General features: G+C 31.0%; 24 protein-coding genes. 21 read left to right on the top strand and 3 right to left on the bottom strand.

From position 1 onward, the window contains the following. Window positions 1–4 precede the first annotated feature (4 nt). The 5 genes from HW119_RS13365 (at window position 5) to HW119_RS13345 (ending at window position 5,462) form a co-directional block, all read left to right on the top strand. Window positions 5–622, top strand: a complete 618-nt coding sequence (locus HW119_RS13365; protein ID WP_177765195.1) for a low molecular weight phosphatase family protein — start codon at window positions 5–7, stop codon at window positions 620–622. Beyond that, complete coding sequence (arsB, locus tag HW119_RS13360; protein ID WP_177765193.1) at window positions 622–1,662, top strand: ACR3 family arsenite efflux transporter; 1,041 nt, start codon at window positions 622–624, stop codon at window positions 1,660–1,662. The genes HW119_RS13365 and arsB overlap by 1 nt, the downstream gene beginning before the upstream one ends. A 317-nt stretch (window positions 1,663–1,979) precedes the next feature. Beyond that, window positions 1,980–3,650, top strand: a complete 1,671-nt coding sequence (locus tag HW119_RS13355; RefSeq protein WP_177765191.1) for a hypothetical protein — start codon at window positions 1,980–1,982, stop codon at window positions 3,648–3,650. Window positions 3,651–4,053: 403 nt separating this feature from the next. After that, window positions 4,054–4,941, top strand: coding sequence for a helix-turn-helix transcriptional regulator (locus HW119_RS13350; protein ID WP_177765189.1), 888 nt, complete (start codon window positions 4,054–4,056; stop codon window positions 4,939–4,941). A 59-nt stretch (window positions 4,942–5,000) separates the two neighbouring features. Next, window positions 5,001–5,462: a hypothetical protein gene (locus HW119_RS13345; protein WP_177765187.1), complete on the top strand. Its 462-nt coding sequence runs from the start codon at window positions 5,001–5,003 to the stop codon at window positions 5,460–5,462. Here HW119_RS13345 and HW119_RS13340 read toward each other — a convergent pair. Next, window positions 5,397–6,571 (bottom strand): IS3 family transposase gene (locus tag HW119_RS13340; RefSeq protein ID WP_255497901.1). Its coding sequence is split into 2 segments (ribosomal slippage): window positions 5,397–6,304 and window positions 6,304–6,571, totalling 1,176 coding nucleotides; the frame shifts between segments, so codons are not numbered across the junction. The two genes, HW119_RS13345 and HW119_RS13340, sit on opposite strands and share 66 nt — an antisense overlap. 75 nt (window positions 6,572–6,646) lie before the next feature. On the opposite strand from HW119_RS13340, the gene HW119_RS13335 reads away from it, so the two are divergent. The 15 genes from HW119_RS13335 (at window position 6,647) to HW119_RS13270 (ending at window position 19,695) form a co-directional block, all read left to right on the top strand. After that, complete coding sequence (locus HW119_RS13335; RefSeq protein ID WP_177765185.1) at window positions 6,647–6,847, top strand: hypothetical protein; 201 nt, start codon at window positions 6,647–6,649, stop codon at window positions 6,845–6,847. A 34-nt stretch (window positions 6,848–6,881) separates the two neighbouring features. Next, the gene (locus tag HW119_RS13330) at window positions 6,882–7,118 is read left to right on the top strand and encodes a hypothetical protein (RefSeq protein WP_177765183.1); all 237 of its coding nucleotides are present in this window, start codon (window positions 6,882–6,884) and stop codon (window positions 7,116–7,118) included. A gap of 68 nt (window positions 7,119–7,186) precedes the next feature. After that, window positions 7,187–7,996, top strand: a complete 810-nt coding sequence (locus HW119_RS13325; protein ID WP_177765181.1) for a hypothetical protein — start codon at window positions 7,187–7,189, stop codon at window positions 7,994–7,996. Window positions 7,997–8,000: 4 nt separating this feature from the next. After that, window positions 8,001–8,624: a hypothetical protein gene (locus HW119_RS13320; RefSeq protein WP_177765179.1), complete on the top strand. Its 624-nt coding sequence runs from the start codon at window positions 8,001–8,003 to the stop codon at window positions 8,622–8,624. Then, window positions 8,621–9,112 (top strand): 3'-5' exonuclease, encoded by a 492-nt coding sequence (locus HW119_RS13315; RefSeq protein ID WP_177765177.1) that lies wholly within the window; start codon window positions 8,621–8,623, stop codon window positions 9,110–9,112. Before HW119_RS13320 ends, HW119_RS13315 begins: the two co-directional genes overlap by 4 nt. Before the next feature lie 34 nt (window positions 9,113–9,146). Beyond that, window positions 9,147–9,974, top strand: coding sequence for a PD-(D/E)XK nuclease family protein (locus HW119_RS13310; RefSeq protein ID WP_177765175.1), 828 nt, complete (start codon window positions 9,147–9,149; stop codon window positions 9,972–9,974). Between the two features lie 12 nt (window positions 9,975–9,986). Further along, entirely contained in the window at window positions 9,987–10,571 is a 585-nt protein-coding gene (locus tag HW119_RS13305; protein ID WP_177765173.1) for a hypothetical protein, read from the top strand. A gap of 92 nt (window positions 10,572–10,663) precedes the next feature. Then, entirely contained in the window at window positions 10,664–11,077 is a 414-nt protein-coding gene (locus HW119_RS13300; protein ID WP_177765171.1) for a hypothetical protein, read from the top strand. Window positions 11,078–11,080: 3 nt separating this feature from the next. Then, window positions 11,081–11,389: a cyclic-phosphate processing receiver domain-containing protein gene (locus tag HW119_RS13295; protein WP_177765169.1), complete on the top strand. Its 309-nt coding sequence runs from the start codon at window positions 11,081–11,083 to the stop codon at window positions 11,387–11,389. After that, window positions 11,364–11,915: a metallophosphoesterase gene (locus HW119_RS13290; RefSeq protein ID WP_177765167.1), complete on the top strand. Its 552-nt coding sequence runs from the start codon at window positions 11,364–11,366 to the stop codon at window positions 11,913–11,915. Before HW119_RS13295 ends, HW119_RS13290 begins: the two co-directional genes overlap by 26 nt. A 111-nt stretch (window positions 11,916–12,026) precedes the next feature. Next, the gene (locus HW119_RS13285) at window positions 12,027–14,366 is read left to right on the top strand and encodes a class I SAM-dependent DNA methyltransferase (RefSeq protein WP_177765165.1); all 2,340 of its coding nucleotides are present in this window, start codon (window positions 12,027–12,029) and stop codon (window positions 14,364–14,366) included. Between the two features lie 2 nt (window positions 14,367–14,368). Then, on the top strand, window positions 14,369–15,181 hold the full coding sequence (rhuM, locus tag HW119_RS13280) for a RhuM family protein (RefSeq protein ID WP_255497903.1): 813 nt from the start codon (window positions 14,369–14,371) through the stop codon (window positions 15,179–15,181). Further along, window positions 15,178–15,366 carry a hypothetical protein gene (locus HW119_RS16770; RefSeq protein ID WP_255497902.1) on the top strand — a complete coding sequence of 63 codons (189 nt, stop codon included), beginning with the start codon at window positions 15,178–15,180 and terminating at the stop codon, window positions 15,364–15,366. The genes rhuM and HW119_RS16770 overlap by 4 nt, the downstream gene beginning before the upstream one ends. Further along, window positions 15,366–16,640 (top strand): restriction endonuclease subunit S, encoded by a 1,275-nt coding sequence (locus HW119_RS13275; protein WP_177765162.1) that lies wholly within the window; start codon window positions 15,366–15,368, stop codon window positions 16,638–16,640. Before HW119_RS16770 ends, HW119_RS13275 begins: the two co-directional genes overlap by 1 nt. A gap of 43 nt (window positions 16,641–16,683) precedes the next feature. Continuing rightward, window positions 16,684–19,695, top strand: coding sequence for a type I restriction endonuclease subunit R (locus HW119_RS13270; protein ID WP_177765160.1), 3,012 nt, complete (start codon window positions 16,684–16,686; stop codon window positions 19,693–19,695). Window positions 19,696–19,901: 206 nt separating this feature from the next. Here HW119_RS13270 and HW119_RS13265 read toward each other — a convergent pair whose 3' ends face one another. Together HW119_RS13265 and HW119_RS13260 are read right to left on the bottom strand one after the other, a co-directional pair. Beyond that, window positions 19,902–20,933 carry a macro domain-containing protein gene (locus HW119_RS13265; RefSeq protein WP_177765158.1) on the bottom strand — a complete coding sequence of 344 codons (1,032 nt, stop codon included), beginning with the start codon at window positions 20,931–20,933 and terminating at the stop codon, window positions 19,902–19,904. Further along, complete coding sequence (locus tag HW119_RS13260; RefSeq protein WP_317171536.1) at window positions 20,930–21,445, bottom strand: DUF4433 domain-containing protein; 516 nt, start codon at window positions 21,443–21,445, stop codon at window positions 20,930–20,932. Before HW119_RS13260 ends, HW119_RS13265 begins: the two co-directional genes overlap by 4 nt. A 69-nt stretch (window positions 21,446–21,514) precedes the next feature. Between HW119_RS13260 and HW119_RS13255 the strand changes: the two genes are divergently transcribed. Next, window positions 21,515–21,814, top strand: a complete 300-nt coding sequence (locus HW119_RS13255; RefSeq protein WP_177765156.1) for a transposase — start codon at window positions 21,515–21,517, stop codon at window positions 21,812–21,814. Window positions 21,815–21,825 lie beyond the last annotated feature (11 nt).

The following is a 21,825-nucleotide window of genomic DNA, read 5'->3' as shown; positions in this document are numbered from 1 at the left end:
ACCAATGCAAAACCAATTATTATACACTATTCAGAATAATGTTCTGAGTCAAGAGATTTCTGATGACAGAAAAGCTATTTTACAACCTTTGGTTGTTTATATTCAAGAGAAAGTCAATCGTAAGCAAGCTGTAAATCTCAATTTCATTTGCACGCACAATTCACGCAGAAGTCATCTAGCACAAATATGGGCACAATTTGCAGCATACTATTATAATGTTCAAGATGTCAATTGTTATTCAGGTGGTACAGAAATTACAGCCTTGTTTCCAAAAGTAATAGAAACTTTAAGTCATCAAGGCTTCCAAATCCTCAAAATTGCTGAAGGCGGTAATCCTATTTACGCAATAAAATATGATGAAAATAGTTTACCGATTATCGGATTTTCTAAAAAATATGATCATCCTTATAACCCTAGCTCAGAATTTGCGGCAATAATGACTTGCTCACAAGCAGACGGTGGGTGCCCTTTTATTGCAGGTGCAGAAAAACGAATTCCAATTACATACGACGATCCTAAAATTTCTGACAGTACAATAGAACAGAGTGAAGTTTACCAGCAACGAAGTATCGAAATAGCAACCGAAATGATGTACATTTTTTCTCAAATACAAGTTAATTAATGCAGCCTAAATTAAAATTATTAGATAGATACTTGACCTTGTGGATATTTATCGCAATGATATTCGGTGTTTTAATTGGATATATATTTCCAAATACGCCAATAGTAGTAGAACGTATGAGTGTGGGAACTACAAATATACCTTTAGCTATAGGTTTAATTATTATGATGTTTCCGCCATTAACCAAAGTAGACTATACTTTATTACCACAAGCATTCAAAAATAAAAAGGTAATCGGTATATCCTTACTATTAAATTGGGTTATAGGTACAGTTTTAATGTTTGGCTTAGCTGTGTTATTTCTTCACGATCAGCCTGATTATATGTCCGGATTAATTCTCATTGGATTAGCCCGATGTATTGCTATGGTTATAGTTTGGAGCGATTTAGCAAAGGCTAATAGAGAATACACAGCAATGTTAGTCGCACTAAATAGTATTTTTCAAGTATCAAGTTATAGCTTTTTAGTTTGGTTATTCATCAACATATTACCAACCAAATTAGGTTTAGCAAATTTTAATGTTTCAGTATCGATGACGGAAGTTACACAAAGTGTATTAATCTATTTAGGAATTCCTTTTTTAGCAGGATTTATCACCCGATACACTTTAATTAGAGAGAAAGGTATACAGTGGTACAATCGTGTATTCGTACCCAAAATATCCCCCATAACACTTTATGCATTATTGTTTACTATTGTGGTAATGTTCAGTTTAAAAGGGGATAAAATTCTTGAACTACCTTTAGACGTTATTAAAGTAGCGATTCCATTAGTTATTTATTTTGTAATGATGTTCTTCATCAGTTTCTTTATCAATAAAGCAATGAAAGTTCCATATGATAAAAATGCATCCATTGCATTTACAGCAACAGGTAACAATTTTGAACTAGCTATTGCAGTTTCTATAGCCATATTTGGTATTCATTCACCACAAGCATTTGTAGGAGTTATTGGACCTTTAATAGAAGTGCCAGTACTGATACTTTTAGTAAAGGCAAGTTTATGGTCAAAGAAAAAGTATTATTCCCAAAGTACCTAAATGTTATTTTTGGGCTATTGACAAATTCCATCTCTTTTTATATCAATCCACACAGTTCACAAACTTACCGTGCATTTCGAATTGCAATTGAATCATGTTCTCTAGAAAGTTTATAAATCGTAGTTGAAAGTTAACTTATGATGCAGTATCACGGTTTTTGAGGTCTTAAACTCGCATTGAATCCTATTCAAAATGAACTAGAAATTCTATAATTAATGAAAATGCTATTCTTTTGTGTTGAAAATTTTTCAGAAATAAGTTTTTGATGTTTTTTATTTTAAATTTGTTAAAGGTTAAATTTAAGAATAAGGGTATTTATGACGATTGCAGCAGTTTTAGAGAAGGTAGCAATAACAAAGAAAAATAAAGCATTGTTATTAAAAGTACGTGAACTAGACGAAGATCCTAAAGGTAGGTTTATAGGTTTTGTTGATGATGAGCACGCTAGTTTTGATGTAGCAGTAACCATTAAAAATAATGAATTACAGGAACATCGCTGTGATTGTTCTTTAAAAGACCCTCTTTGTATCCATCAGTTGGCTGTTTTAATGCATCTTAGCAATCAAACAAACGTTACTACAAAAAAGCGTGCAACTAAAAAAACACCAAAACTAACAGAAGCCCAAGAACTTTTACAAGAATTAGATTTACAAGAACTAAAAGCGTGGTTGCATCCGTTTTTTACTGTGAATAAAGAGGTAGAAATTCAATTTTTATTAGCTTTCTCAAAACAAAATACGTCTTATGAATTAACAGACATACCTCCTTTAATCACAACTGCTTTTACTTCGGTGATCGCAAAACGAAAAAAGATAGAATTAAACGAACTTAAAAAAATCATTCAATATCTTGAACAATCATTAACACCCGTTTTTCAATACCTTCAAACAATTAGTACCCATACTAAAGCGTTTCTTTTGTTAGAAAAAATAATAGAAACTCTAGAGGATAAATTTTATACCTACACGGTTCCAGGTACGCGTTTACAAAAATATGTAAAGCAGTTAATCAATCAATATTCGTTGCTATTAAACAACACACAAGATATTACTCTATGGCAAAATGCAGTCGACTCCTTACTTCATCAACTTTTTGTAATGAATTTTGGTAAAGTGCATTCCCTTTTAATAGAAACAATTTCAAGCTTAAATGAAAACGGAACCAAAGTACAAAAAGCATACATAGCAGCACAAATTGCGCAACGTTTGCAAGAATTTATCGATGAAGATTTTTGTTTTCAAATAGAAATCAATCAACAACTTCTCGAAATACTAATCGAGAACAATAAATTAGAAGAATGCCAAGCATATTTTACACCGTATCCGTACCAAAATACATTCAATCTTTTATTGTTAAACGGATTGAAAAAAATAAATGTTTCCGAAACGTTAGTGTATTGCTATGAATTAATTAGTTACAATACAAAAGTAGAGTATAACCTACCATATTTAAAAATCATTGAAGAACTTTTAGAAAACGATCCAAATTCATTAAATGAATTGGCAGCTATAAAGCACGATTTGTTTTCGTTTGAACCTACTTTAGAACGATACAAATTTGTAGTGAATCATTTAGATGACCCTTCTTATCTTACAAAGTTTAAAACAAACACCTTAGTTCGTTTGCAACATAAATTCGATGAAGACGAAAGCTATATTACATTGTACTTACAAATTTTAGATTATGAAGGTAATTACAACAAAATGATTGAAGCAGTACAGGTTATCCCCATATCTTTTACTATTTTAAAACCTTATATTACAAAACTTACAGCATTAGATAAAAAGGCAGTATTTTATAGTTTAGCTAACCATATCGTATCAAGTTTAATTCTTAATAAATCGGTAGCTCAAGAACATGAAATTCGTGGTTTTGCACAAACATATTTTACCAAACAAGAAGTGAATTTGTTAGTAGTATCGTTTTGGCAACGTTTTTTTAATTATTATCCAGAACGCATCCGCATTGATTTTTTTGCATTTTTTTAGAAGTGAGTAACATCTGTTATATTTACTCAACTCCATTTCTAAAAATTCTAATGCTAAATCATTACATATAATTAATGTATTCTTCTTGAATGCAATGATATAAAATGATGCTAAAGAAGCTTCTTCTGCTTTAGAATTCCAGTTTTTCAATAGGTTAAAAGTACTTATAAAAAAATAAAGCAATTTAAAACCAATATTACACTGCATAAACGTTTTAAAATAGATATTAAATTTAAACTAATCTTAATAAAGAAATCACTAAAATAATTAAAACGTGAAATTACACTTTAAAAAAGCAGACTTCTATTTAGTTTTAAATCGCAGTAATTTTTTTAATATGAATTAATTAAGCTAATGTTATCAATAGAGTATATAAAAATATATAGTAATCTCCTTCTTTATTATGGCCATAAAAGATACAATAAAACGACATTTAACTATTATAAAATTACTAAGGAAAAGTAGTTTTTCACTCAAACAGATATTAGATTATTTAATTGAAGAAACTAATTTGACTGGATTTGATCTGCAAATTAGTGAAAGAACTTTTAAACGTGACCGAGAAGATATTGAAGAGATTTGGGGAATAAAAATAAAGCATAATCGTAGAGAAAATGTTTATGAAATTACTAATGACGATGACGATTTATTAACTGATCGGTTAATAGAATCTTTAGACATGGTTTCTGTACTTAATAGATCACGAAACGTTTCAAAATACATTTATTTAGAAAACAGAAAGTCGAATGGAATCATGTATTTTAATGATATTTTGTATGCTATTGAAAATCAGTTCGTTTTAGAATTTACTTTGAATAGTTATTGGAGCGCAAGTTCAAATCGAAAATGTGTACCTAAAGCAATTAAAGAAACACATAATCGTTACTATTTAATCGCTTGGGATCTTGATAAAAAAGAATTCCGAAATTTTGGACTAGATCGTATCTCTAATTTCAAACTTACGTACCAATCCGCAGCATCTCCTTCTATCGATATCGATCAATTTTATAAGCATGCTTTTGGAATTGAATGTTACAACGATCCTGAAAAGGTGATTTTAAAGTTTCAAAAATCACAACAAGCGTATTTAGAATCTTTGCCTTTGCATACATCTCAAACTATTATTAATTTGAATGATGGTTTTATTCAAGTTGAATTATTTGTACACCCCACAAATGAATTAGTTATGGAAATTATGAAATACGGTGCTATTTGCGAAGTTATACAACCACAAACGTTACGTAATCAAGTGAAAGAAAAAGTTAGCGAGTTTTACAGTATTTATTTTTAAAAGACATATTTTGTCTTACTTGTAAGTTATTTTTGAATCGAATTTAAAATAAATAAAAAATGAACCATATAATTCACTTAAACGCATTACTTCAAAATGTTGTAAATACATACGATTCTACAAAGGATATTTATGTAGAAATGTACAAATACTACACCAACTTCTTTAAGGAAAAAGATATTCTTACTGAAAGCGACGTGGTAATTGGTGTAGGTTTTACCTATTCTTGGATGCCGACTATACTTAAGAATTTGAATTTGTCTAAATTAGACAGAGTAACAAGTATTTTAAATAACGTAAAGCAAGGTGTTGAGATTTCTGATGACGACTTACTTCTTTTGAAAGAATTCAGTAACAATTCATTAGTAGGTGCAAGTAAATTGTTACATTTTATAAATCCGGAACAATATGCAATATGGGATAGTTGGATATGCAAACAAAAAGTACAGTATAAGTTAAGCTACATTTTTATAAATTTTGTTTTGATTATTAAATTCTTCAATTGTTTTGTAATTCAATGAGCTATGCCTTCTTTTTCTGTTGTACCAAATTTCAATGTATTGAAATATTTCGCTTTCCATTTGTTTTTTGAAAATCAGCTTATTTCTATAAATTAATTCTGTTTTTAGAGATTTAAAAAAGCTCTCGGCTACTGCATTGTCCCAACAATTTCCCTTGCGAGACATACTTCTGATTACTCCATAAGATGCTAAAATATTGGTGAATTTCTTTGTAGCATATTGTACCCCTTGATCAGAATGAAAAATCAATCCTTTTTCAATTGGTCTGTTTTTTATTGCCATTCGAAAGGCAGCTAGTGATGTATCATCGGCACTCATCGTATTACTTAAACTCCAGCCAATTAATTTTCTATCGTACAAATCAATAATGGTTGTTAGATACAGAAACCCATCTTTTGTTTGGATATAAGTGATATCGGACACCCATTTTTGACTAATTCGAGTGGCTTTAAAATCTCTATCAAGTACATTTTCTGCAATCAAGTAATTGTGTTTCGAGTTGGTTGTAACTTTGAATTTCTTGCTTAATTTACTTTTCAAGCCAAGCTCTTTCATATATTTGGCAACGGTTACACGAGATATTCGATATCCTAAAGCCTGTAATTCTGCTGTAATTCTTGGACTTCCATAGCGTTGTTTGAATTCAAAATAAAGTGTTTTGATTTTTTGCTTTAGTTTATTCTTTTTCAATGCTTTCTTTGAAATGGATCTCTTTTTCCATTTATAATAACCTCTAGAACTGATTTTTAAGATGGAACACATTTTCTCAATCGGAAATTGCCGTTCATGATTCTTAATGAATCTGTATTTCATCGATCGCTCTTGGAGAAAATGCTGATTGCTTTTTTTAATATATCGCGCTCTAACTCGGCATCTTTGAGTTTTTTTTCCAATTCGTGAATACGTTCTTGTTCGGGAGTAAGTTTTAAATTTCCGTTGCCAGGAAAACTACCCGTACCAAATTGCTGATATTCCTTTCGCCATTTATAAAGCAAAGAAACTTTTATACCAAGCTCTCGCGCTAGCTCTGATAAATTATTTCTATCATTACTTAATTCTACTGCTCTTATTTTAAAAGCGGTATCATAGATTTTTCGTCCTTGTTTCATGAGTCAAATTTAAGATTTTAGTCTTAACTTCTACTGAACGCTAAGTTAGTATATCCAAGTCGTGTTTTTAAATTTTTGAATAATAATAAAGCTGCTCACAAATACAAATTAGAAAAAGTACATGTTTATCGTGAATATTTGTCTTATTTAAGTAATTTGAAAGCATCAGAATCTTTAAATGATGTTATTGCCGTACTTAAAACAAAGATAGGTTATCCAATTAGTGATTATAGAGCTTTAGAGTTATTGTTTTTCTTAGGTTCAAAAAATGTATAAATCAATAACAATAGAAATCATCAACAATCTTATCTTGAGTCGAAATATTGTATTTGATCAAATCGTAGTTTTCGCAATGGAAACCGATTTTAAACACATAAAAGATACATTTGATATAGGTGATGCCTATACATTTGAATTGAAACATTTTGAAGATAGTCAACATCCTCAATTAAAGCGTTTGGTTCAAATATGTTCAGATCTTGAAGGCTCTATTCTGTCTCTTATGAACTTAAATGGAATCGATGAAAACGAAGTGAATTTTAATTAAAAAAAACTAATTTATAATTTAATAGAGTTATAATTGTAGCTTTAAATATAAACCAGAAAATCAAACTTATGAATTACAAAAAAGAATTTAAAAATGCTTTAGAATTTGCTGAAGCTAAGAATCTGTATTTAGGATCGGGAAATCCGAATGGTAAAATATTAGTTATAGGCAAAGAACATTATTATGATCATAAATCAGAATTGAACTCGGACAATTTTTATAAAGAGATATTAGAAGTTCGTGAAAATGATATTCACAAAAATCTATCTTCATGGAGAAATAACATAACTGAAAGTTTTTCACCTCATTGGAATGATGACTTAGATTCAACGATAATCAATTCAAATCCATTTACAATTTACTGGAATCAGAAAAATAAAAACAATCGAATTGTTAATGGAGTAGGAAATGGAGGAACAAGTAATACCTACGTTAATTATCAGAAGATTTATCAAAATGTTTTTTTATATGGAGTAAAAGAAAAAACTATAAATTTTCAAAAAGAATTTTTTATTTCAGAGCTAAATGATCTGCCATCTAAAAAAAGTTTTAATTTCCAACGATTAAATGATTTAAGAAAAAGTTTAATTGAGGAAAGAAAAGAATTATTTAAAAAAGAATTTTTCAGAAGTTTTCCAATAACTATTATTGCATCTGGGCATTATCCTTCTCAACATAATTTTGACATAGAAAAAATATTTAATGTTAAATGGACGGAAGAAACCATAAACGTAGGAAATTCTTGGTACAATTTGCATTATAGCAATGATAAGAAACGAATTCTTATTCATACCAGACAATTAAGTACCTCCGTTAGTTCTGAATTAATTGATTCAATTAGCCAAATGATATTAAACTTCATGAATTCTATTAAATAATAAGATGCAAATTTCAAATACGATTTATGATATAATAAATTCAGAAGTATTTAAAAATCAGTTAACTAAAATAAACAGTAACTACTCAAATCTGAAACAAGAAGGATTAATTAGAAATGCTATTCTTGAACAGTTTAATGATTTATGTACTAACGAAAATTTAAGAGCTTTTGCTGAGCACCCTCGTGTAAATAATACAAGAGTAGATTTATCAATTGTAAATAGAGCTCATTTATCTGTTCCATATAAAATTGAATTTAAACATCATTTTAGCAATCATGATAAATGTTTTGTGAATTATGGGAAACGAATTCAGAAAGAGTTTATTGACAGAGATAGTAATATGTTCATATTAGTTGTCCAAACTTTGGATTCTTCAGCTAAACAAAATTTTGATGATTCTTGGGGTATTTCAACCAATATTGCTAAATATCAATCAAAAGATGGTGAATGGATAAAAAATCTATCAACTTGTTTTGATAAATTTTTAAATGATTCAGATAAAACAGAATTGTTAGAAATAGTAACAATTGACGTAACAATTCCTTATCCTTCAAAATATCATTTTTATATATTGAAGAAAATCGATTTTTTTTTAAATAAAATTATTACATATACGATACAATGAAAACCTTTATAGCCTTAGATTTTGAAACTGCCAATCAACACCGAAGTAGCGTTTGTAGTATCGGATTAGTATTTGTAGAAAACGGCATCGTAATAGATAAATATTATGAATTAATAAAACCCATCCCTAATTTTTATAGTCATTGGAATACCAATGTACACGGTTTGGTTTATGATGATACTGTATATTCTGAAAATTTTTCGGAAATATGGGAAGATCTTTCAAAACGAATAAAAAAAATGCCGTTAGTGGCACATAATAGTATGTTTGATGAAGGTTGCCTGAAAGCGGTTTTGTCTGTGTATGATTTGCCTATTCATAAAAATCCATTTTTTTGTACCTATCGTAAATCTAAAAGTATGTTTCCAAATTTACCAAATCATAAACTTAATACCGTTGCAGCATATTTAGGTTTTGAGCTTGAAAATCACCATCACGCCTTGGCAGATGCCGAAGCATGTGCACATATTGCTTTACAGGTTTTTTAAGTTTAGTATATTTATTAATTAAATATTCATGATTATGAATGAAAATACAGATTTATTATCTGATTTGTTAACTCAAACGGAAGAAGTTTATAAAAATACTTTGATTAAGAAGAATTTAGTTTTAAAAAAATTAATAGAAGATATATCTTATAAAAAGATTAAATTACATCACATTGATTATTCTAAATTAAATGTTATTCAAACAAAGTCAAGGTTAATGGGATTTGAAAATATACTCATTGATTTTGAAAAAATATTAGAAAAGGAAAATGCTCTTTCAAAAGAAAAGTCGATAAGATTCAATGTTTTAGATTTTTTTAGAATTGATGAAACCTTACATAGCCGATTATTAGGATTTTTTCTTGACAAAAATGCAAATCACGGACAAGGTGATTTATTTTTAAAAAAGTTTATTGAAAACTTAGGATACAATGATTACGATGAAGGGAAGTGGAATGTAACTGTTGAAAAGCAAAGAATTGATATTTTAATAGAACGTAACCATCCACATTCAGTAATCATTATTGAGAATAAATCAAATGATGCGATAGATCAAGAAAATCAAATTTACAGATATTGGCATAGAACAATTTATTGTAAGAATAAAGAAGAATGTGCTAATAACGATAAATACAAGATTATTTATTTGGTAGCTAATGATGCAAAACTACCTTCAGAAAACACTTTATTTAAACCAATTAATTTTCCTGATAATTTAGCAGCCGTTGTTCCTTTAAAGATAGAACGGTGGAATTTCAATAATGAGATAAAATGTTGGTTAGAAGATTGCTTAAACCTAATAGGGAAAGAAAATTATAGATTAAAAGAATATATAAAGCAATATATAGAATTTTGGAATTAAAAATATAATAAAATGAACAGAGAGTTTTTAAACGAAGCAATTAATTTATTTGATACACCTGAAAAGTGGAGTTCATTTATTGAGCTTTCAAACAAAAAAGAAGAAATAAGGAATTTCTATTTAAGAAATACAGAAGCTGCTTTGAATAGAAGATTTCGAGAGCTTGATGTTGTAGAAAGTTGGGATGTTTCTTTCAGCAATAATCAGTATAAATGGTTTTTAAAAGAATTTGGAATTAATTCAATATGTGTTTATTTTAATCCTGTTGATGCAATATTTCGTTTATTAGGGGATAATAATGTTTTTGATTTAAATAGAACAAATTCAGAATTAAAAACAGAATATTTTTCTCCAATCTTAAGTTTTATAGAGCGCATCGACGGAGTAAATGACGGATGGGAGTTAATTACAGAAAAAGGTAATTTCAATTTTGATTCTCCTTACGATGGTAATTTTACTGGAGATAAATTAGCATGGTATGCCGGAAATAGAACAGAAGAGTTTGTTAAACAAATTGCTGAAAAAGTAAATAGAATAAGAAGAAATCCAGAACTTAGCCAATTATTACGAGAATTAAATGAAAAGTGTAAAAGATAATATAAACTCTCCCGAAAATTTAATTTCGGGAGAGTTTTTTTAAAGGACATGTTTTGTCTAAGTATGAGATTATTTTTGAAAAAAAAATAAATATGAATTTCAAATTAGAACTACTTAAAAAAGAACTCGAATTAGAATTAAAGCATGATGAAAAAAACAAAGCAATACTTGCACAGCAATATGATAAAGCAGCAACTATTCGAGATGAAGAAAAAACGATTACATTAGCTATTGATGAAATAATTTGTCAAGTAGAAAAGATGTTTAATGAAACCATACTAACTGCAGAAAACTATAAACAACAAAAAGAATATAGTAAGTTGTTAATGCGGTATAATGTTGAAACTGAAAATATAATATTAAAAGAAAAAATTATTGCTTCAATCAAATATTATAATCAAATTAGAACTATAGAGTTATCTAATAAAAATAAAACATTATATATAAATTTGGGATTAGAAATTGAATGTTTAAAAACATACTTTAAAGATTGTTTCTCATTATAAATTATGAAAAAATTATACCTAGACGATTTGCGTCCCATTCCTACAGACTTTGTTGGACTTCGGTCGTATACAGACTTTGTTGCATACATCACTCAAAACGGTTTGCCCAATTTTATTTCGTTCGATCATGATTTAGGTTTAGAAGAAAGCGGTTTTGACTGCGCCAAGTGGTTGGTTAATTATTGCTTAGATAAAAAGAAAGAGTTGCCAGAATTTACCATTCATAGCCAGAATCCAGTGGGTAAACAAAATATTGAAAGTCTTTTAAATAATTTTAAAAAACGAAATGACAGAACTATTTTACAAGAATAAATCTATTGTTGCGTTTTCCGATACGCACGGTATACACAGAAAACTACCTTACATACCCGCAGATATTGTAATTTTCTTGGGCGATGCTTGTACTTTTGGAAACAATACACAATTGCATGATTTTTTAGAATGGTTCAGTCATTATCCTGCCAAACATAAACTTTTTATAGCCGGTAATCACGAATTGCAATGGCTGTATCAGCCCAATGATTTTTTACAAGCATTTCCTAAAAACATCATTTTTCTTGATAATAGAGCCATTGCGTTAGAAGAAATTAATTTTGTTACGGTTCCTGCTCGTATAGAACTAGTTAAACAATCCAAATTAAAGCTTCCCAATAAAGTAGATTTTCTTTTAACGCATGCACCACCTAAAGGAATTCTGGATAGTGATATGGACTGTTCAAATTTATTAAAATATGTACTAAAAGTACAGCCCTGCTATCATTTGTTTGGACACATTCATGAATGTAGAGGGAGTACTATATTAAATAACAACATCCATTTTGTAAATGTTTCAATCTAGTTTTTTAATAAATAGTGGTATTACTGAATATTTATGTGTATTCACAAAATACCTTTTTTGAAATCCTTTAACATTTCATATATTTACCTACTTATATACATAGTAAAATACATGACTCATAGTTCCCATAATAAATTAGTTAGTTTCATTTGGTCTATTGCCGATGATTGTTTAAGAGATGTTTACGTAAGAGGTAAGTATCGTGATATCATTTTACCTTTTGTAGTTTTACGTCGTATCGATGCACTTTTAGAACCAACTAAAGCAGAAGTACTAGAAGAAGTTCGCTTTCAAAGAGAAGATTTAAATCAGGTTGAGTTAGATGCTAAAGGACTTGAATCTGCTGCTGGTTATGTGTTTTACAATACATCTACTTGGACCATGGAAAAATTACGTGGTACGGCAACAAACTCACAACAAAAGTTAGTAGCTAATTTTGAAGAATATTTAAACGGATTTTCTTCAAATGTAAAGGAAATTATAGAGAAGTTTAAATTAGCTGCTCAAATTCAACACATGGCTAGTAAAGATGTGTTACTTGATGTTTTAGAAAAATTTACTTCACCATATATCAATTTAACGCCTTTCGAAAAGAATGATCCCGAAGGTAGAAAGCTCCCAGCATTATCCAACCTTGGCATGGGGTATGTTTTTGAAGAATTAATCAGAAAATTTAACGAAGAAAATAACGAAGAGGCTGGAGAGCACTTTACACCTCGTGAAGTAATTCAGCTTATGACAACTTTGGTTTTCGAACCTTTAAAAGATAGGTTGCCAAGTATTATTACCATTTACGATCCAGCTTGTGGAAGTGGTGGAATGCTTACAGAAAGCGAAAATTACTTGGTCGAAGAATCGGACATGAAATACACAGGTGACGTGTATTTGTATGGTAAAGAAATTAATGATGAAACCTACGCCATCTGTAAATCAGATATGATGATTAAAGGGAAAGATCCTGAAAACATCCGAGTAGGTTCTACCTTGAGTACCAATGAATTTTCGAACATGAAATTCGACTTCATGTTATCGAATCCTCCGTACGGAAAATCATGGGCAACCGAGGTTAAATACATCAAAGATGGAAAAGATGTTATTGATACTCGTTTTCAATTTAAATTAAAAGATTATTGGGGTAATTGGGAAACCGTTGATGCTACACCAAGAACTTCTGACGGTCAGTTGTTGTTTTTAATGGAAATGGTGGATAAAATGAAACCTGCTTCTGCTAATAAAATAGGTAGTAAAATTGCATCGGTACACAACGGTTCATCGTTATTTACGGGCGATGCGGGCTCAGGTGAATCTAATATCCGTCGTTATATTATTGAAAACGATTTATTAGACGCCATTGTGCAATTACCAAACAATATGTTTTACAATACGGGTATTACTACGTATATCTGGTTGTTAAACAATAACAAACCTAAAGACCGTCAAGGCTATGTGCAATTATTAGATGCTAATAATTTGTACCAAAAACTGCGTAAAAATTTAGGTTCAAAAAACTGTGAATTAACGAATAATCAAATCCAAGAAGTTGCACAAGCTTATTTGGATAATTTAGAGGAAACGAAAGATGGTTCTGATTTAAAAATAAAACGTTTTAAAAACAGCGACTTTGGTTATTACAAAGTAAACATCGAACGTCCTAAGCGTTTGCGTTCGCAATTTACAGAAGAAGCTTTGGCTAATTTACGTTTCGATAAATCGTTAGCTGCTCCTAAAAAAATGCTTTACGAAACCTATGGTGAAGAAGTGTACGCTGGTTTAGTTGCCGAGGAAACGTCTATTTACAAACGAGCCGAAAAAGAAGATTGGGGTTTAAACAAAAAACAGTTGAGTAAATTAATGGAGAAAGCTACTTGGGAAAAGCCCAAAAGCTTATACGATGCCGCCCATCAACTTTGGAAATTAATCGGTAATGAAGCGTTTACAGACTTCAATACATTTTCTGCTTTAGTAGATGATGTGGTTAAGAAAAACAAACTGAATCTTTCAGCAACTGATAAGAAGGCTATTTTAAACACCATTTCTACTTACGATGCAACAGCTGAAAAAGTAATAAAAAAAGTTGAAAAACTTTCTGGAGATAAGTTAGATCAATTACTTAACAAGTTGGGATGTACGGTAGATGAATTACCTTTCTTTGGATATTATCCAACAGAAAAACCAGGTGAATTTATTACCTATGAAACCGAATCAGACTTACGCGATAGCGAACAAATCTCCCTAAACGAAGAAATTTTAACGTATTTTAAACGCGAAGTAATTCCTCACGTAGAAGAAGCTTGGATCAATTTAGATTCGGTAAAAATTGGGTACGAAATTTCGTTCAACAAATACTTTTACCAACATACACCTTTGCGAAGTATAGAAGCCATTACTGCCGATTTATTAGCCTTAGAGGAACAAGGAGATGGTTTATTGGCTGAAATTTTAAAATTTTAGTTATGGAACAAGACAGTAATCTTTTAATTTATCAAACGGAAGACGGTACAACTAAAATTGAAACCCGTTTAATTAATGAAACCGTTTGGTTAAATCAAGCGCAAATGGCCGAGCTGTTTCAAAAAGATCGCTCGGTAATTAGTAAGCATATTTCAAACATTTTTTCGGAAGGAGAATTGGAAGAAAATAGCAATGTGCAAAATTTGCACATTGCAAATTCCGATAAGCCTGTAAAGTTTTACAACCTCGATGTTATTATATCAGTTGGTTATCGTGTAAAAAGTTTACAAGGCACTAAATTCCGCCAATGGGCAACCCAACGTTTACGTGAATACATCGTAAAAGGTTTTACCATGAACGATGAGTTATTAAAACAAGCAGGTGGTGGTAATTACTTTGACGAGTTGTTGGCGCGTATTCGTGACATTCGTTCATCTGAAAAAGTATTTTGGCGCAAAATCTTAGATATTTATGCAACCAGTATTGATTACGACCCCAAAGCAGAAAGCTCGCAATTGTTTTTTAAAACCGTTCAAAATAAAATGCATTATGCAGCACATGGACAAACAGCAGCCGAAGTTATTTTTAATCGCATATCGGCAGATAAACCAAATTTAGGCTTAACAACTTTTAAGGGAACTAAGCCCACTAAAGAAGAAATAAAAACGGCTAAAAATTATTTAACCGAAGACGAATTAAATATTTTAAATAGAGTAGTTACAGCGTATTTAGAAGTAGCCGAATTACAAGCCTTAAACCGCAAACCCATGTACATGAACGATTGGGTGGCACGTTTAGAAGATTTTTACGTATGACAGGTACCGAAGTTTTAGAACATGCAGGTACAATATCGCAACAGCAAATGCTACAAAAAGCAAGCCTGGCGTATGAAACTTATAAAGAAAAAATAAAAAACGAACTTACTCGTGCAGAGCAAGATTTTGTACAATTTATAGACCAAACAGCTAAAACACTTGAACGTAAAAAGAAAAACAACTAATGCAAAAATACGAACACTATAAAGACAGTGGCATCGACTGGATTGGGCCAATTCCTGAGCATTGGGAGGTAAAGCCTGGTTTTACTGTGTTAAAAGAGAGAAAGGAAAAAAATAAAGGAATGATTTCTAATAATGTACTTTCTCTTTCTTACGGTAAAATTATAGAAAAACCTGTAGAGAAATTAACAGGATTAGTACCCGAAAATTTTGAAACATACCAATTAGTTTATAAAGGTGATATAATCTTTAGACCAACTGATTTACAAAATGATAAAGTTAGTTTAAGAACTGGTTTATCTAAATTTAATGGTATAATTACAAGTGCATATATAAACTTACAGCCTATAAATACAGAGCCAAAATTTTTACATTATTATTTGCATACGACAGATACAAATAAAGTAATATACGGTTTAGGTTCTGGACTTAGACAAAACATTTCTTTTTTAGATTTTAAGAGATTTAGTTTCGTAGTTCCCCCAATCCACGAACAAGAAGCTATTGCAAAATTCTTAGACTATAAAACAGCGAAAATTGATGCGTTGGTACATACCAAAGAGCAACAAATAGAAAAGCTAAAAGAATTGCGTCAAGCAAAAATCCATCAAGCCGTAACCAAAGGTTTAGATGCCAATGCACCTACAAAAGATTCAGGTGTTGATTGGATTGGTGAAATTCCAGCACATTGGGAGGTAAAGAGGTTGAAGAATTTATTTCAAATTGTAAATGGAGCCACACCAAGCTCAGCAATACTAAGTTACTGGGGGGGAGATATTACTTGGGTAACGCCTAAGGATGTTAACAATATAAAGTATATTAGTGAATCAGAAAGAAATATTTCAATAAGTGGTTATAAAAGTTGTGGTACATCGTTAATCCCTAAAGGTTCTATTATTTTGACAACGAGAGCTCCAATTGGTAAAGTTGTAATTGCAAATAAGGAATTATGTACAAATCAAGGTTGTAAGTCTTTAGTTAAAATAAATAATCAAAATAATGAATTTATCTATAGTGTTCTAGATATTTCTAGTAAAGTTTTAAATTCATTAGGTACAGGAACGACTTTTATGGAATTAAGCAATGTAGCTTTAAAAAACTTTCAATTACCAATTCCCCCAATCCAAGAACAAGAACAAATTGTTGCTTATTTGGATGAAGTGACTGGAAAAATAGACCAAGCCATTGCCCAAAAGCAAGAACAAATTACCAAACTAAAAGAATACAAACAAAGCTTAATTAACGACGTGGTAACGGGGAAAGTTAAGGTTTGTTAAATGCAATTAACCCAAAAGAACATAATAATGAAAACCATTTTTTATGGCAACACAATATAACGAACAAGCTTTAGAATCGTTAATCGAAAAATCGTTAACGGGCTATTGTTTAGAAGAACTAAAAGCTGAAAGTATATCCATTGATCGTGTACAAGAGCTTCAAAAACAATATTTAAAAGGAACAGGTTATTACATAGGTGCTCCTTCAAATTTTGATAAAAAGTACGCATTAGATACAGCACGTTTTTGGGATTTTCTCGAAGAAACACAACCAAAAGAAGTTGAAAAACTAAAAGTTTCAAGCGATTGGAAATTAAAGATATTAGAACGCTTTGACCGTAAAGTAAAGAAAGATGGTATTTTAAAACTTCTTAAAAAAGGGTTAGAAGTAGATAACGCCCATTTTACGTTATTTTATGAAGCACCTAGTGCAAGTAGTGCCGAATCTATTAAAGATAACTTTAATAAAAACCAGTTTTCAGTAACACGGCAATTGCGTTATTCAACGGTGAATCCAGGCGAAGAAATTGATATGGTGCTTTTTGTAAATGGTATTCCATTAGCTACCATGGAATTGAAAAACGCTTGGACGCATCAAACGGCAGCGGTTCATGGTATTGAGCAATATAAAAAGTCACGAGATAACAGTCAACCCTTATTACAGTTCGGTCGTTGTTTGGTACACTTTGCTGTAGATACCGATGAGGTTTATATGACCACTAAATTAGACGGTACCAATACGTTTTTCTTACCATTCAACAAAGGAAACAATTTCGGTAAAGGCAATCCTATAAACCCTATTGGGCACAGAACGGCCTATTTGTGGGAAGAAATTTTTACCAAAACCTCTTGGGCAAGCATCATTCAACATTTTATGTTGTTAGAGGGCAGTGAAAAAGATCCTCTATCTAAAAAGTTTTATATTTTTCCGCGATACCATCAGTTAGAAGTGGTTAAAAATTTAATGGCAGATGTAAAGGAAAACGGTGTTGGTAAAACCTACTTAATTCAACATTCTGCCGGTTCTGGCAAGTCGAATTCCATTACGTGGGCAGCCTTTCAATTAATTGAAATTGAAGATGAAAACCAACGCCCTATGTTTGATTCGGTGATTGTAGTAACCGATCGTAGAATTTTAGACAAGCAACTACGTGACAACATCAAAAGTTTCTCTGATATTAAAAACATTATTGGTGCAGCCTTTTCTTCTAAAGATTTAAAACTTTCGTTAGAATCAGGTAAACGTATCATTATTACAACCATACAAAAATTCCCACACATCGTAAAGGATATCGATGAAATGGGCGACAAGCGTTTTGCTATTATTATCGATGAAGCACACAGCAGCCAAGGCGGTACTGCTGCCGACCAAATGAATCAAGTATTAGGTAAATTGGTCGCGAATGAAGAAGGCGAGGTAGACGCGCAAGATCTAATCATAAATGCCATGCAAGCACGTAAAATGCGTAGCAATGCCTCGTATTTTGCTTTTACGGCTACACCTAAAAACAGTACCTTAGAACGCTTTGGTACGCAACAAGCCGATGGTTCATTCAAGCCGTTTCATTTATATACCATGAAACAAGCCATTGAAGAAAAGTTTATTTTAGATGTATTAGCCAATTACACTACGTATAAAAGCTACTACCATTTACAAAAATCAATTGAAGACAATCCTGAATTCAATACCAAGAAAGCACAAAAAAAGCTAAAAGCATTTGTAGAACGTGACAAACGTACCATAAAAGCAAAAGCGGAAATTATGCTCGACCATTTTATGGAACAGGTGGTAAACAAAAAACTTTTAAAAGGCAAAGCCAAAGGTATGGTAGTAACGCAAAGTATAGAATCTGCCATTCGATACTATGATGAACTTAAAGCGTTACTAAAAGAACGTGGCAATCCATTTAAAATCATCATTGCTTTTTCAGGTGAAAAAAACGTGGAAGGTAATGAATTAACTGAGGCTAAAATGAACGGTTTTGCCGAAACCGAAACGAAAGATCAGTTCAATACAGATGAATATCGTTTGTTAGTTGTAGCTAATAAATACCTAACAGGTTTCGATCAACCAAAGCTAACCACCATGTATGTAGATAAAAAGTTACAAGGTGTTTTATGTGTGCAAGCCTTATCTCGTTTAAACCGATCAGCAGATAAATTAGGTAAGCGTACAGAGAGTTTGTTTGTTTTAGATTTCTTTAATGATAGTGCTGATATAAAAGCTTCTTTTGATCCGTTTTATACGGCTACCACATTAAGTAGCGCTACTGATGTAAATGTGTTACATGATTTAAAAGATGCTTTAGACGATTCTGCAATATATGAATGGAGTGAAGTAGAGGAGTTCAATACCTTGTTTTTTAAAGGAGCTTCAGCTGATGAATTAAGCCCTATTATTGGAAATGCAGAAGATCGTTTTAACGAATTACTAGATTTAAGCGAAGACAAAAAAGCCGATCTAAAAATTAAAGCCAAGCATTTTGTAAAAGTGTATGGGCAATTAGCAGCCATCATTTCTTTTGAAAATATGAATTGGGAAAAGTTGTTTTGGTTTTTAAAATTCTTGATCCCTAAAATGATCGTTAAAAAAGCCGAGGCTGACGCATTAGATGAGTTATTGAATAGTGTCGATTTATCTACTTACGGTATTGAGCGTGTACGCTTAAACGAAACCTTGGTATTAGATAGGGAAGAGTCTCAACTCGATCCTGCTAATAGTAATCCACGTGGGGCACATTCCGATGATGAAAACGATTTATTAGAAAACATCATCAACGATTTTAATACCCGTTGGTTTGCCGATTGGGACGCTACAAATGAAGATAAACGCCAGTTTTTCCAAACTTTTGTTGAAAAAATTCAAGAGCACCCTGATTATGAATCAAAATACTTGAATAATAACGATACCTATACGCGCGAGTTGGCCTACGATAAAATTATGGAGCAAGTAGCCCTTTCTATGAGAAAGTTGCAGTTAGATTTTGCAAAACAGTGGATGGACACCCATTTTAAACAAGATTTTAAATCGGGTACGCAACGATTTTTAAGATAAAATAGAGATAATATAAAAAGCAAAGGCTAATAAACCTTTGCTTTTTTGTTGTTAGTTAATGTTACTTGTTAAACTTCATTACATGTTATTAAATATGATTTCCAATATCGTATTTATTTAAAAACATTCCCTATTCCCTAATTCCCTAATTCCCCATTTCCCTAAAAAATTTACAGTCTTTTGTTTTGTTTTTCTATGAAGGATAATTAAATAGAATTTAAGTTCTTCAAAGCTATATCAATAAATTGTGGTTTTGTAGTAAACAAGGTACGTTTTCTATCACTCCAATTTTCAATGGTGTGTTTAATGAGCTGATTATCATGGATATTTTCTGTTTCTTTTATAAAATCAACAGTAGATAATAGTTCCAATCCAAAGTTCGAATAAAAGCCACGTAGAAAGGACTTGGTTTTATTTACAATTTCTAAGTATTTGCTATGCTCAGGTAAGTTCAAATAAGCGGTAATTTCTTCTTCTGCCTCTGTGATAATCCCTAGGTTATCAAATGGCTTTTTGTCTTTAGAGCTGTATCCGGTAATATAACTACCATTTAAATAATACAGCACATGTTTTACTTTTCCAGAATATGGTCCGTAGAAATGTTTTTTAAATTCCAGTTTAAATTCATCTTTAGCTCCGAATTTTTGTAAGAAATATGCAATTTTCTCTGCCGAAAACTCTGAAATAAATTCACCGTTCTTTACCAAATCGTAAAGCATAGCCAACAGCATCGCTCTTGCAGGTGTTAAAGCAACACGCTCTTTTTTAAGTATCTCTTTTATCGCAGTGTTCGGTTCGTAAATGTAAATTTCACACTCTAAATCTTGTAAATAGTCAATAAGTAAATTCTTCACTTGGTTCCAATCTAAACCTCCATTACCAGCTCCTAAAGGTGGTATAGCTATCGATTGAATCTGATATTTTTTAATAATATCTATTAAGTTTGCTAATCCATTAGTAATATATTCGTATTCAGAAGGCTTTCTCCAAGAAGTTTTTGTAGGAAAATTTATAATTAATTTAGAACCATTAAGTAAGGTTTCTTCTTCATAAACGAAAGAATTTCCAATGCCAATAGTACCGTTTTTACAAGCTTTTGCGTAGGCTTTAAAATTGTTAGGAAATTGGTTTTTAAACTGCAATGCAATTCCTTTACCCATAACACCATCAGTATTAACGGTATTTACTAATGCCTGCGCATTACTTTCTAATAAATTACCTACTATAAAATGTATCATACTGAAAAATAATAATTGGGTCTAACTACAATCTTTTTTTCTTCAATACCAAAATGTACTAATTTTGATTTTGCCTTTTCGTTATAGCAAATATAACCTAAAATATGATTAGTTGGTAAATCATTTTCTAATAGCAATTCTGCTTCTTTTCTTCTTTTTTTATCCAAATCGTTTTCATCATGCCAATAGATATCTTGTATAGCGTCCCAGTCTAATAAGTGCTCAATTTCATTTATACGATCTTTAGTATATTGGGTAGAGAAGGAGTCTATGGCATGACCGTCTGTGAAAATAAAAGGAATATTCGAATGTACTATTTCTTCAACCGTAGTTACACAGTAAACTATATCTTCTGCTAAAGTTTGTTTTACACCATTATGTCCCCATTGAATAACGTATAGCATCGGAAAACGATAGCCAAAGTAAAAGGGGATATAATCTCCTAATAGTTTACCATTTTTTAAAGCTTTACCAGCTCTGGTTGTAATAATAGAAGAATCTCCAATTGGAATAAAATTACGGTTTGGATATACTAACTTAGCGTTCAGTAGAAGTTAAGACTAAAATCTTAAATTTGACTCATGAAACAAGGACGAAAAATCTATGATACCGCTTTTAAAATAAGAGCAGTAGAATTAAGTAATGATAGAAATAATTTATCAGAGCTAGCGCGAGAGCTTGGTATAAAAGTTTCTTTGCTTTATAAATGGCGAAAGGAATATCAGCAATTTGGTACGGGTAGTTTTCCTGGCAACGGAAATTTAAAACTTACTCCCGAACAAGAACGTATTCACGAATTGGAAAAAAAACTCAAAGATGCCGAGTTAGAGCGCGATATATTAAAAAAAGCAATCAGCATTTTCTCCAAGAGCGATCGATGAAATACAGATTC

The organism is Flavobacterium sp. I3-2 (genome assembly GCF_013389595.1).
GTDB lineage: Bacteria > Bacteroidota > Bacteroidia > Flavobacteriales > Flavobacteriaceae > Flavobacterium.
This window is presented reverse-complemented; position numbering and strand designations above follow the sequence as displayed.